Annotated in this window: 11 protein-coding genes and 1 riboswitch; of the genes, 9 read left to right on the top strand and 2 right to left on the bottom strand. The window is 43.5% G+C overall.

Translation table 11 applies throughout. The features are described 5' to 3' along the window. The first annotated feature begins 28 nt into the window (after positions 1-28). Positions 29-508, top strand: coding sequence for a hypothetical protein (locus tag H70357_RS29870; protein WP_038596794.1), 480 nt, complete (start codon positions 29-31; stop codon positions 506-508). Between the two features lie 494 nt (positions 509-1002). On the opposite strand, the gene H70357_RS29865 is transcribed toward H70357_RS29870, so the two are convergent. Both H70357_RS29865 and H70357_RS29860 read right to left on the bottom strand, forming a co-directional pair. After that, positions 1003-1890: an RCC1 domain-containing protein gene (locus tag H70357_RS29865; protein WP_038596791.1), complete on the bottom strand. Its 888-nt coding sequence runs from the start codon at positions 1888-1890 to the stop codon at positions 1003-1005. Between the two features lie 143 nt (positions 1891-2033). Then, complete coding sequence (locus H70357_RS29860; protein ID WP_038596788.1) at positions 2034-2951, bottom strand: DMT family transporter; 918 nt, start codon at positions 2949-2951, stop codon at positions 2034-2036. Positions 2952-3060: 109 nt separating this feature from the next. Between H70357_RS29860 and H70357_RS29855 the strand changes: the two genes are divergently transcribed. The 8 genes from H70357_RS29855 (at position 3061) to H70357_RS29820 (ending at position 12811) form a co-directional block, all read left to right on the top strand. Next, positions 3061-3951, top strand: coding sequence for an AraC family transcriptional regulator (locus tag H70357_RS29855; RefSeq protein ID WP_038596786.1), 891 nt, complete (start codon positions 3061-3063; stop codon positions 3949-3951). Between the two features lie 35 nt (positions 3952-3986). Next, on the top strand, positions 3987-4358 hold the full coding sequence (locus H70357_RS29850; protein WP_038596784.1) for an iron chaperone: 372 nt from the start codon (positions 3987-3989) through the stop codon (positions 4356-4358). Positions 4359-4829: 471 nt separating this feature from the next. Then, the gene (locus H70357_RS29845) at positions 4830-6272 is read left to right on the top strand and encodes a cellulase family glycosylhydrolase (RefSeq protein WP_052092329.1); all 1443 of its coding nucleotides are present in this window, start codon (positions 4830-4832) and stop codon (positions 6270-6272) included. A gap of 325 nt (positions 6273-6597) precedes the next feature. Next, positions 6598-7452 (top strand): P-loop NTPase family protein, encoded by an 855-nt coding sequence (locus tag H70357_RS29840; RefSeq protein WP_038596782.1) that lies wholly within the window; start codon positions 6598-6600, stop codon positions 7450-7452. A 151-nt stretch (positions 7453-7603) separates the two neighbouring features. Further along, positions 7604-8146: a PadR family transcriptional regulator gene (locus H70357_RS29835; RefSeq protein WP_052092328.1), complete on the top strand. Its 543-nt coding sequence runs from the start codon at positions 7604-7606 to the stop codon at positions 8144-8146. Between the two features lie 30 nt (positions 8147-8176). After that, on the top strand, positions 8177-8995 hold the full coding sequence (locus tag H70357_RS29830) for an SDR family oxidoreductase (protein ID WP_038596780.1): 819 nt from the start codon (positions 8177-8179) through the stop codon (positions 8993-8995). Between the two features lie 84 nt (positions 8996-9079). Further along, a riboswitch (TPP riboswitch) is annotated at positions 9080-9186 on the top strand. Between the two features lie 104 nt (positions 9187-9290). Further along, positions 9291-11069: a phosphomethylpyrimidine synthase ThiC gene (gene thiC / locus H70357_RS29825; RefSeq protein WP_038596778.1), complete on the top strand. Its 1779-nt coding sequence runs from the start codon at positions 9291-9293 to the stop codon at positions 11067-11069. A 200-nt stretch (positions 11070-11269) separates the two neighbouring features. Next, entirely contained in the window at positions 11270-12811 is a 1542-nt protein-coding gene (locus tag H70357_RS29820) for a response regulator transcription factor (RefSeq protein WP_038596775.1), read from the top strand. Positions 12812-12821: the final 10 nt, after the last annotated feature.

Genomic DNA, 12821 nt, shown 5'->3' with positions numbered 1-12821 from the left:
TTTTATTAAATAATGAAAGGAATTAAGAATGAAAAGATATATTGAATTTTCTTTTTATCTACCGTTTTTTGATTTGATAGATGACACGTTTGAGGTATTTAGTTTAGAAGAATTAATGAGACAATTAAATATAAGATTTAATTTCATGGAATTATGTGACCAGTATTTATCATATGGCGAAGGACCTAGCAGAGCAGGAAAGGGAGATGTTTTTGTATTTTTTACGAAAGATGATAGGGATAGTTTTATATTAATAGATTTGTTTAATGACTTTACTGATCAGCATAACATGGTGAAATTAGGAGTCCGCTGTGAAATTAAACATGATAACGATAAGCGGGTAAGGAATATACTTAATAATATACACTCAAGGGCAGAGATTAAAAGTAAAATAAAAGAGAGTAATGATGATTTACTGAAGTTAGAGATCAACAGTGAAGAGTATCCAAAAGAGATTCGTTATGGGGATCAAAAATACATGAAGAACATTTATTATAACACCATATAGACCTTATGCCTGTAGTTCAAGAAGGCAGATACATCATCTAACAAGGTATTCACGCTGCAGCCCATACGGCCCTTGGTCTGTAAGAGGTTTTTCGGGCAAGTGAACTCAGCAGATAACCCTGCACTGGCTAAGTCCGTCGGACCTGGGGCTAAGCCCCTTAAGCCAGTGAGGGTTCGTGATCGTGTCCGAAAGCCACATTAGAGTTAAATACTTAATGTGGCTTTTCTATTTATAAAACTTTGGCATTATAACACTGTTCGATCCCACGACCAGTCTACAACTTTATTTTCTTTATTCAGTTGTAGTATTACATTAAAGTTAGTAATTGGCATTAATGTGAGTAGCTTAACAATAAGGTTTGTGTCTTGAAAAAATAGATTGTAATTACTCATTTGAGCGACTTTTTTATGCTTACAAAGAGAAAATAGGTGTTCGGAGAAAATACAGTAGACTAGGAAAATAAAGTTGTAGACTGAGTACCTAACGATAATCCATTAAATAAATCCGATTGCGGGTACTTGGATGCCGCGCCAGCCGCTTACATCGCATTGGCCATATTGATTATCACCTACAGCGACCACCGTGCCGTCCGATTTAAGCCCGATGGTATGAGCGCAACCCGCCGCAACCGCCACAATATCGCGCCAGCCGCTTATATTACATTGGCCATACTCATTCCAACCCACAGCCGCCACTGTACCGTCTGATTTAAGGCCGATGGTATGATTACTACCTGCCGCTATCGCCACAATACCGCGCCAGCTGCTTACCTCGCATTGGTCACGCTTATTCCAACCCACAGCCGCAACCGTGCCGTCCGATTTAAGCCCGGCGGTATGAAGGTAACCTCCCGCAACCGCCATCATATCACGCCAGTCACTTACATTGCATTGGCCATACCGATTATTACCCACAGTAGTCACCGTGCCGTCCGATTTAATCCCGACGGTATGCCAGTCACCTGCCGCAACCGCCGCCATATCACGCCAGCCGCTTACATTGCATTGGCCTTCATTATTTCGACCCACGGCCACCACCGTGCCATCCGATTTAAGCCCGACGGTACGACGCCAACCCGCCGCAACCGCCACAATATCGCACCAGCTGCTTACCTCGCATTGGTCATGTTTATTCCAACCCGCGGCCACCACCGTGCCGTCCGATTTAAGACCGATTGTATGAGCATTACCCGTATGAGCATTACCCGCCGCAACCGCCACAATATCGCGCCAGCCGCTTACCTCACATTGGCCATATTTATTATCACCCACAGCCGTCACCGTGCCGTCTGATTTAAGCCCGACGGTATGGCGATAACCCGCCGCGATGGCGGCCGGCGCGCCGACCAGTGTGTCATATCTTTTAGGCGCAACGGTTTCCATAATCGAATCCCCCGTAATTCATAATTTTATAGATAGTATTGCAGAATCTTCACGAATTTTCAACGATTCAGTGTGGCCGGTTACCTCACAGTTCGCCTCGGGCAACGGCGCTCCACCTGATGGTGAATTCCTCATATTTAAAATCATAGATTATTTGAAGTAGACTTCTTATTCAATGTCATTAACAAAATCAGTCCGATGATACATGCTGTACCAATCCATTGGAAAAAGCCAAAAGGCTCTTTTAACCAAAATACAGTTGTTAATATAGCAGCTAGTGGTTCCAAACTACCTAGAAGGCTTGTTTCTTTTGCTGAAAGGCTCTTTAAACTTTCTATATAGAACCAGAATGCTATCATTGTGCCGAATAGAATAACGAAGATTAAGTATAAATAGGTTTCTAGCGTCCAGTTTTTAAAGTCTGACTGCCAAGGTGGATGGATAAGGCTTAATCCGAAACCACCGATTATCATAGCCCAACCGACAATGACGAGGGAATCGTATTGCTTCAAGAGAGGAATTGCGTATAGGGTATAAAAAGCTAGGGATATTCCTGATAAAAGCCCCCAAACTATTGAGATTTTTGGCACGGATAGTTGAGAGATCGAGCCGTTTGTTAGTAAGAAGAAACAACCAACTAAAGCAAGGCAAATAGTTACCAAATCATTTCGTGTTAAGACAATGTGTTTGCGAAGAATTAAATAGATGATAATCATTATAGGGGCTAAACACTGTAATAGTGTTGCAACAGCAGCATTACCGGATTTGATCGATGCCATGTACGTGTATTGAACGGAGAGCATACCAACCAAACCGAAGACAAGGAGTTGGCAAGCTGTCTTTCTATTTTTCCATACACTGAATAGTTGTGAACGGTCTTTTATGAAAAACTGAACGGTTAAGAGTAAAGCACCAGCTATGAGCAAACGTGTTGCTACAAGCCAATTTACATCGATTGTGAATTGCTGAAAGAGTTTTTTTGAAACGGTACCACTAATCCCCCAAAATATAGCCCCTGTTATAACAAGAAACAATCCTGTTCTTCTGGCTGATCTATCCATGATGATTCCCCACCTTATAATATAATAATAGTGTTATAATAGGTGAAAAATCTTTTTAATTATATCTATATTGGATGTTAAAGTATAAATATATTGAGGTTGTGGTCATTTGCAAATTAAAAATTTCATGATTGATCAAAGCTTAAAAGAGCTTACTGAGCATCGAACGGTCGTACTACCGGTTGCATGTTACGAAACAACGATTAATCAAAATATAAATGGATATATACCGCTTCATTGGCATGATGAAATTCAGTTTGTTCTGGTTATAAAAGGGGAAGCAATCTTTCAAATAAATGAAGAAAAATTAGTAGTACGACAAGGGGAGGGGGTATTTATAAATAGTGGCTGCCTACACATGGCCGAAGAAAAGAATAAATCGGGTTGCGTCTATATCTGTTTAAATGTTTCTCCTCATTTCGTTTTATCACAAGAGCTGTATACAACCTATGTAACCCCTTATATTCAAGCGACTAATTTACCCTATTTATTTATAGATGCTGATAAGCCTTGGGGGAAAAATGTATTAGATGCCATTGTGAAAATAAATCAATGGATTCAACAAAAATCCCCCTGCTTTGAAATTGATATTACCATGCACCTGGCACTAATTTGGAAAAACTTAATCATCAATGGCTTTCAATTAGAGTACGACCAGATGGAAATGGTAAAGAGCCATCGGATGAAGCAAATGTTGAGTTGGATATATTTGCATTACGCTGAAAAAATCACTTTAGATGATATTGCAAGAGCAGGCCAACTGAGCCGTTCTGAATGCTGCCGATATTTCAAACGAATGTTAAAGATAACTCCGTTGAATTATGTTATGGATTATCGAATACAAAAAAGCTTAGTCTTACTGCAACAAGCAGAATCTAATGTTACAGAAGTTGCCTATAAGGTTGGATTCAACAGCACCAGCTATTTTATAGAAAGATTCAGAAAGGAGATGAATATGACACCCTTAGCCTACAGAAAATCAAAAACGGATAATTGCTAATGTATTAAATAAATTTTATTTTAGGGGGGCATGATATGGAAGTTTTTGCAGAATATTTAGCGCAAATTGATAACCCGGAACATCGGGAGCGAGTGGAAGAGGTTTTGGCTTGGGTAATCAAGAAATTTCCAAACCTAATGCCGAAAATTGGCTGGAACCAGCCTATGTTCACCGATCATGGCACATACATTATTGGCTTTAGCGTAGCCAAACATCATATGGCTGTTGCCCCTGAAATCGCAGGGATTAATCATTTTTCTGCTGAAATTGTGCAGGCTGGCTATGATCATACCAAGCAGTTGGTACGTATCCGTTGGGAGAGTCCGGTTGATTTCTCATTACTTGAGAAGATGATCGAGTTTAATATTTTGGATAAGGCAGACTGTTCAAGCTTTTGGCGGAAATAAAGTCGTCAAGATATGAGCGTGTTGCTTGAATTTCATCATAGTAAAAGTGAGGTGCTGAATGAAACAGCGCTTCACTTTTTTTATGGAAATTTGATGTCGTTTGGTATTAAAAACCGATTGATGATTGTATAATATAACAGAATATGTAAGCGTTTTCTGAGCATGGGGATTTCATAAGAAACCCCCATATGTTATGTGTCTTAATCATATCTGCTATGCTAGAACGATAATTCTTCTTAGATCTGATGATCTAACCGCCTCCATATGCTAATGCACCTCATAATGCCTATCGACTACACCCTAACGATTAGATAACTACCATCCCTCAAGCCATTCCTTTCACCCTTTTACATTGTTAATGAAACACCAAGACATACCCCATAGATTTGCAAACTTTGTGAAGGGGGATGGATCTTTTCGGAAAATAGAGCACGGGAAAGTACAGCAAACCATTTAAGGAGGTAGCTTTATATGTTCAAAAAAATGATTGCGGTTTTTTGTGCATTAATTATCACCTTCATGACTGTATCTTTCGTCCCCCCGCAAAAGGTGAATGCCGAAGCTAATTCGGTCGTAGCCCAAAATGGCCAACTGCGAGTTTCTGGGAACCAATTAGTGAATCAGGCGGGAGAAGCGATCCAATTAAAGGGGATGAGTTCCCATGGTTTGCAATGGTTTGGGGAGTACGTGAATTATGATAGCATGAAATGGATGAGAGACAATTGGGGAATAACTTTATTCCGGCCAGCTATGTATACGCAAGATGGCGGCTATATCAATGATCCTTCGCAAAAAAACAAGGTGAAAGAAGCTGTACAAGCTGCGATTGATCTGGGAATCTATGTGATTATCGATTGGCATGTGCTGGGTGAAAAGGATCCGAATATTTATAAAGAACAGGCAAAAGGTTTTTTTGCAGAAATGGCCAATTTGTATAAGGACTATCCGAATGTGATCTATGAAATCGCCAATGAGCCTAATGGGTATGCTACGTGGAACGGCCACATTAAGCCATATGCAGAGGAAATGATCCCGGTTATCCGATCCATTGATACGAATGGAATCATTATCGTAGGAACCGGAACATGGAGCCAGGATGTGCATGATGCCGCCAATAACCCTATCGCCCAAAGCAACATTATGTATACAACACATTTCTATGCCGGGACTCACGGTTCATTGCTGAGAGATCGTATTGATTATGCAAGGAACAAAGGTGTAGCCGTATTCATCACAGAGTGGGGAACGAGTGACGCTTCCGGAGATGGTGGTCCTTTCCTTGCCGAATCTAAAGTATGGACGGATTTTATGAAAGACAGAAAACTGAGTTGGACCAACTGGTCGTTATGTGATAAGACGGAAGCCTCCGCTGCATTGACGCCTGGCGCAAGCCCTTATGGTGGTTGGTCTGACGCGCAGTTAACGGCATCCGGTAAATTTGTCAGAGAGCAGATAAAGTCAGCAACGCCTCCAAGTGATGGTATCGTTTCTGGTAAAACCTACAAAATGGTTAACGTAGGCAGCGGTAAAGCATTGGACGCAGCTGCTGCAGGCACTGCAAACGGCACAAATGTACAGATCTGGGACGATAACGGAACGGGTGCTCAGCAGTGGACAATCACAGATGTTGGCGGAGGATTGTATAAGGTTATTAACGTCAATAGTAATACAGGTTTGGATGTAGCTGAGATGGGGACTGCCAATGGATCGAATGTGCAATTATGGAGTTATGGCGGCGGTTCCAATCAGAAGTGGAGCATTGTTAAAGTTGGAAGTGCTTATAAATTGATTGCCAGCAACAGTGGGAAAGCTCTGGATGTTGCTGCTGCTGGTACTGCAAATGGAACCAACGTTCAAATTTGGGATGACAATGGTACAAACGCGCAAAAGTGGAATCTGTATCAACTAGACTAGCGGGGGAGGTTTGAAGAAGGCTCCCGGATTGTATTTATCTCTGCTCAATGTTAATCTAACTAATAGAGATGCATACAAAGGAGCGTTAACCTGATCATGTGGATTACTCTGTAAAGATTAACAATGCGAAAGGATGCCTGTAATAGTGATTACACTATTTTATTCGGCATGCTTTTCTTTAATCTTACAGGGTATGCAGGGAAAGGTGTAATTTAAACCCATTCTGCGGATACCTTAGGGTATCCGCTTTTATTGTCGTGGGAAACCGCATCTCTATCGCTCCTAACCTACATATCCTCCTACTAATGATTGGAGGGATTTTATTATGAAACCGAAGTTAGTCTTGATTGAGGGATTACCAGGATTCGGGAAAACAACAACGGCTCAATTAGTTCATGAAATTCTTACGGAAATGAACCTTAAATCTCAGCTGTTTTTAGAAGGGGATTTGGAGCATCCAGCGGATTATGAGGGAGTCGCCTGTCTCGAGAAAAATGAATTCGATGAATTATTGGGTACCCATGAGAAGTTTCGGGATTTGTTGAATAATCGTGTGATTAAACAAGGTAGCCATTCTTTCCTGGAATATCGAAAAATCGCAAATGAATATGGGCCGGATTTTCCAGATGAGTTATTGCAGGCAGTTGCCAAAAATGATGTTTATGAATTGTCGCTAGCTCAAAACAGGAAACTGATAACAGAGCGTTGGAAGGGATTTTCGGCGAATATTTTAAATGGCCCAGACACCTTTGTTTTTGATTGTTGTTTTATACAAAACCCTGTGACCATTGGAATGATTAAATATGGTGCACAGAAGGAAGACGTTATAAATTATGTTCTAGAACTGGCAGCGATTGTGGAGCGGCTGAATCCATTGCTGCTTTACGTAGAGCAGAATGATCTTGATCATTCTTTCAGAAAGGCCGTTAAGGAAAGACCTAAAGAATGGTCGGAGGGATTTATTGAATATTATACTAACCAAGGGTATGGAAAAAAACAGGGTTATACAGGTTTAGAAGGAACCTTGGAGGTACTAAAGGCAAGAAGGGAATTGGAAGAAGAAATATTTAACGGCATAAACATAGCCAAGAAAAAAGTAAATAACTCTTCTTATGACTTAAATGATTATAAGCAAGTTTTGGTGGGGATTTTATCAGAATATTTTAGTTCAGCAAATTAAGTACAAATGACAAGCCGAGTTGATTTCAGGCATTCACTGCTGACTTCACTCGGTTTTTTTTGCTTAAATATTATATATTGACGTGATATATATTGGTCTGATATATTACTGAGTGTAATATGTAGATGTTTTAAATAAGGAGGAGCTATTCTTGAACAGTCAGGATGTTATTTTAGGCTTGCTCATGAAAGAAGCGTTGACTGGCTACGAAATAAAGCAGTTATTGGAGAATGTGTTGTCTAATTTCTATAGCTCTAGTTATGGCACGATTTATCCTACGCTTGCCCGAATGGAGAAGGAAGAATTAATAACCAAGGAAATTGTGCCCCAGAAAGGTAAGCCAAACAAGAATGTTTATAACATAACGGCTAAAGGGCGAGATTGTTTTAACGACTATTTACTAGCGCCACTAGAGGGAGACAGTAGTAAGAAATCCGATTTTATGATGAGGCTTTATTTTGGCCGATTTGTGGGGTATGACAAGGTGATTTTCTGGTTGAAGCAAGTACAAGAGGAATCACAAAAAAAGTTAGATCAGTTATTAGAGCAGTATTCACATTATAAAGATGAAATGCACCCGGCCCAGATCATCTGCATCCAGATTGGGATAGCAGAATATAAAGCTAAACTTACAACTATTGCCGAGGGATTGTTAAGCATGGAGCAGTTAGAGGAAGAGAAGAGCAGCATTTAGCGAATTCAGATACTTTTAGGAGGAATTTTAATGAAAACAATTTTTATCACGGGTGCTTCATCTGGCATTGGGAGAGCTACAGTAAAACATTTTGCTGAAAGAGGATGGAACGTAGTAGCCACGATGCGTGCACCTGAAAAAGAAACTGAATTCATTACATTGGACAATGTGTTGGTGTTGCGGTTAGATGTTGAGAAAACAGATACCATTCAATCTGCATTATCTGAAGCTATTCAGCGGTTTGGTAAAATTGACGTTCTCCTGAACAATGCCGGATATGGGACAATGGGACTTATAGAAGTAGCTACGGATGAGCAGATCCGCAGACAATTTGAAGTGAATGTTTTTGGTCTTATTAGTATGACTAAAGCCATGCTGCCTCATTTTAGATCTAATCAGGAAGGGTTGCTAATCAACATCTCTTCAATGGGAGGGATCGTGACCTTTCCTACGATGTCTCTGTATCACTCCACTAAATTCGCGGTAGAAGGTTTTTCTGAATCCGTATCTTTTGAATTAGCATCACAAAACATCAAAGTAAAGTTGATTGAACCAGGAGCCATTAGCACGGACTTTGGCGGAAGATCGATGGAGTTCTTTTTTAATGATGGCTTAACGGATTATAAATCATTTACTACTGCCTTTCTGGGTAAATTAGGGGAAATGGAAAAAGCTCCAGACTATGCCTCGGCACCAGAACTTGTAGCTGACACTATTTATCAAGCGGCCACAGACGGTACAAGCAAATTCCGTTATGTAGTGGGAGAAGATGCGAAAATGCTCATAAGTATGAAGAAAAATACGGTTGAGGAAGAGTATCTAAGTAATATAGCTCAGCATTTTTCATAAAAGAGGACATGTTTATCCAAAGCTCTATTAAGAACACCGGTTGACAATTGCTGGATTTCTCTGTAACTTAAACATAACTAAATAAGAAACCACTAGGGGAGCCTGAATAGGCTGAGACGGGAAAAATGCATTCCTGGACCCTTGAACCTGATCTGGATCATACCAGCGTAGGAAAGTGGAGTCGGACCTTTATTTCATTGTTGGCGTTAGCCTTATATGGATTTTTGAGCCGCTCCATGTGGAGCGGCTTTTTTGCGCGTTTTCTTATTTACTCAAACCTTAAGGAGGAAATAAGATGCCGAATCAAGAGAAGAAACATGAGGTCGATCTGTGTGCTTTTCCGGGAAGTCACAAGGTGTATGTGGAGGGCTCACGGCCTGATATTCAAGTTCCGATGCGCGAGATTACATTAAGCCGAACCTCGGGTACGGCCGGAGAAGCGGAGAATGCTCCTGTCCGTGTCTATGATACAAGCGGGCCTTATACTAACGATGAAGCCTATAGCGATATCCGCAAGGGGTTAACGCCTCACAGGCTTCAGTGGATCGCGGAGCGGGGAGATGCCGAATCTTACGAAGGAAGAACGGTCAAGCCGGAGGATAACGGGAATCTCACGGAGAAGTCGGCGGCAGAGGTGTTTCCGGGATTGCAGCGTCGGCCCTTGAGAGCCAGAGAAGGCGGCAATGTCAGCCAGCTGCATTATGCGCGCAGAGGCCTGATTACGTCGGAGATGGAATTTATCGCAATCCGGGAAAATGTAACCCCTGAGTTTGTTAGAGAGGAAGTAGCCAGCGGCCGTGCGATCATTCCAGCGAATATTAACCATCCTGAGAGTGAACCGATGATTATCGGGCGGAATTTCCTGGTGAAGATCAATGCCAATATCGGGAATTCGGCGGTGTCCTCTTCCATTGATGAAGAAGTTGAGAAGATGAGATGGGCTACCCGCTGGGGAGCGGATAATATTATGGATCTGTCGACAGGCAAAAATATTCACACCACCCGTGAATGGATTATCCGCAACTCTCCGGTACCTATCGGGACAGTGCCTATCTATCAGGCTTTGGAAAAGGTAAACGGCAAGGCTGAGGATTTAACTTGGGAGGTATACCGGGACACTCTGATCGAGCAGGCGGAGCAAGGAGTGGATTATTTCACCATTCACGCCGGGGTACTGCTGCGTTACATCCCATTAACGGCCAAAAGAATGACGGGCATCGTCTCCAGAGGGGGTTCAATTATGGCGGCCTGGTGCCTGGCCCATCATCAGGAGAACTTTCTCTATACGCATTTCGAGGATATTTGTGAAATCATGAAGGCTTATGATGTGGCGTTCTCTTTGGGTGACGGGCTGCGGCCAGGCTCCATTGCCGATGCTAATGATGAAGCCCAGTTTGCCGAGCTGGAGACATTGGGTGAATTAACCTCGCTTGCCTGGAAGCATGATGTTCAGGTGATGGTGGAAGGTCCGGGCCATGTACCGATGCATCTGATCAAAGAGAATATGGATAAACAGCTTGAGCTTTGCCATGGCGCTCCTTTTTACACACTGGGTCCACTGACTACGGATATTGCACCCGGCTATGATCATATCACCTCGGCTATTGGAGCGGCGATGATCGGCTGGTTCGGAACGGCGATGTTGTGTTATGTTACCCCGAAGGAGCATCTAGGATTGCCTAACAAAAATGATGTGCGGGAAGGCGTCATCACCTATAAAATTGCCGCCCATGCAGCCGACTTGGCCAAAGGACACAAGGGGGCGCAGGATCGGGATAACGCACTCTCCAAAGCGCGCTTCGAGTTCCGTTGGCGGGATCAGTTCCATTTGTCACTCGACCCGGAACGGGCGCTGGAATATCATGATGAGACCCTTCCGGCGGAAGGAGCCAAAACGGCTCATTTCTGCTCTATGTGTGGACCCAAGTTCTGCAGTATGCGCATTTCTCATGGTATCCGCGATACGGCGAGGTTGCAGGATGGACAAGAAGAACCGGAGCAAGAGATGATTGCCGCAGGGATGCGGGACAAAGCAGAAGAGTTTAAGGAAGGCGGAGGTCTGATCTATAAATAAACTGTCGGTCGGGGACTATAGCCTAATCGCCCTCCTCCCTCTCAATTGACAGTCTCCGGGCGTATACCTATAATGTAAATCAGATTATGAAAGCTGTTTCATTTCTGATAGATAAGTTTGTTTCAATGAGATGGAACCCCTTAATCAAGCGGGTTTCATTTTGTTTTTTAGTGTATTTTTGTTCGTAAAAAGGAGAAGCCATGGACACAACGTTCTGCAAAATATTGGTGGTGGACGATGAAATGCTGGTACGGCAGGGGATAATCCATCTGCTGGACTGGGAAGGGGAAGGGTTTCAGATTGCGGGCGAGGCCTCCAACGGAAGAGAGGCTTTTGAATTAATTGAATTACAGCGTCCGCATATCATCCTGACCGATATCGTTATGCCTGTGATGGACGGGGAAGAGCTGATCCGGCTCGTCAAGGGGATGTATCCGGAAATTGAGGTGATCGTGCTCAGCAGCTTCAGTGAGTTCGAATATGTGCGTTCGACCTTCCAAAGCGGGGTTGCCGATTATATCCTGAAGCCCAGACTGGAGGCCGCTTCACTGCTTGCCGTTCTGAAAAAAACGGCGCAGCGGATTCCGCTGCTTCAGCATGTGGACTGGAGAAGCGACAAGCGGCAATCTGCGGACTATATTCTGGACAAACTGGTTTCCGGCTTTCCAGTGGAGTACGACGAGGAAGCGCTGCGGGTAACATTCCCCTTTCCGGGATTTGTGCTGCTAATTGCTGATACGGGCGACGAACCCGCTGCGAATAGCCGCAAAGAGGAGTGGCTGGAGAACAGCATTCGTTCTCTGCTGCAAAGCAGCGGCAGCAGGGTGACCTTCCGCCGGCTGTCTCCGCTGGAGGGGCATGTCCGCCTGTTGTTTAATCTGGAGGAGGCTGGGTATGAGGCGCTCGTCCGTCTTGCAGATCAGGTATTCACCGCGGGCATCCGTGCAAATATGTTCCTGAATCTCGCGGTCAGCCGGGTTTTCACTGAGCTGAGTGAACTGCATACGATCTATACGGATGATCTGATGAAGCTGCTGGACCGCCGCTTCTTTCTCCCGGATCACTGTTTGCTGGTAGATAACGGCGAGGAGGGGCGGCAGGGTCCCGCTTTCGATCAGGATGCCTTCGGTGCAGAGCTGAACCGGCAGGAGTTCGACTTGGCTTTCGGCCGCTTAAGCGCATATGTCGCGTCCATGTCCGGCCGGAGAGATACAGGGATGTTCGAGTTCAAATCGTTTTTATGCCACAGTATGTTTCAGATCATCGGAATGCTGCTGCATTTCCATTACGAGGCCCGCGCCTTGGACGAAAGCAAATATGAGTTCTTCCGCTCCATTCATGAGGCACGGCATATCGGTGAAACGGAGATACGGCTTGAGCAGTTTTTGCAAGCTGCGACGGAATGCGTAACCAAGAACCGCGGCGGAGTACCGGCCATTCAAAAAATTTTACTGTATATCGACGAGCATTATTCACGCCAGCTTACGCTGACCGAAGTGGCAAGGCAGTTTCATTTCAACCCGTCCTATCTGTCTAATTATTTTGCGCTACATAACAAAGAGGGCTTCAACGAATATTTAAACCGGGTGCGGATCGAAAAAGCGTGCCTGCTGCTGAAAGAAAATGCCGGTTTATCCATTTCTGAAATCAGCAGTCTTGTGGGCTACTCAGACCACAGCTATTTCACCAGAGTATTCCGCAAGCTGATGGGAAGCTCGCCTAGTCAATACCGGAAAGGCTAATGCAGCGGGA

It is taken from the genome of Paenibacillus sp. FSL H7-0357 (assembly GCF_000758525.1).
GTDB lineage: Bacteria > Bacillota > Bacilli > Paenibacillales > Paenibacillaceae > Paenibacillus_AQ.
Note: the sequence above shows the minus strand (reverse complement) of the source record. Positions and strands in the feature narration are given on the sequence as shown.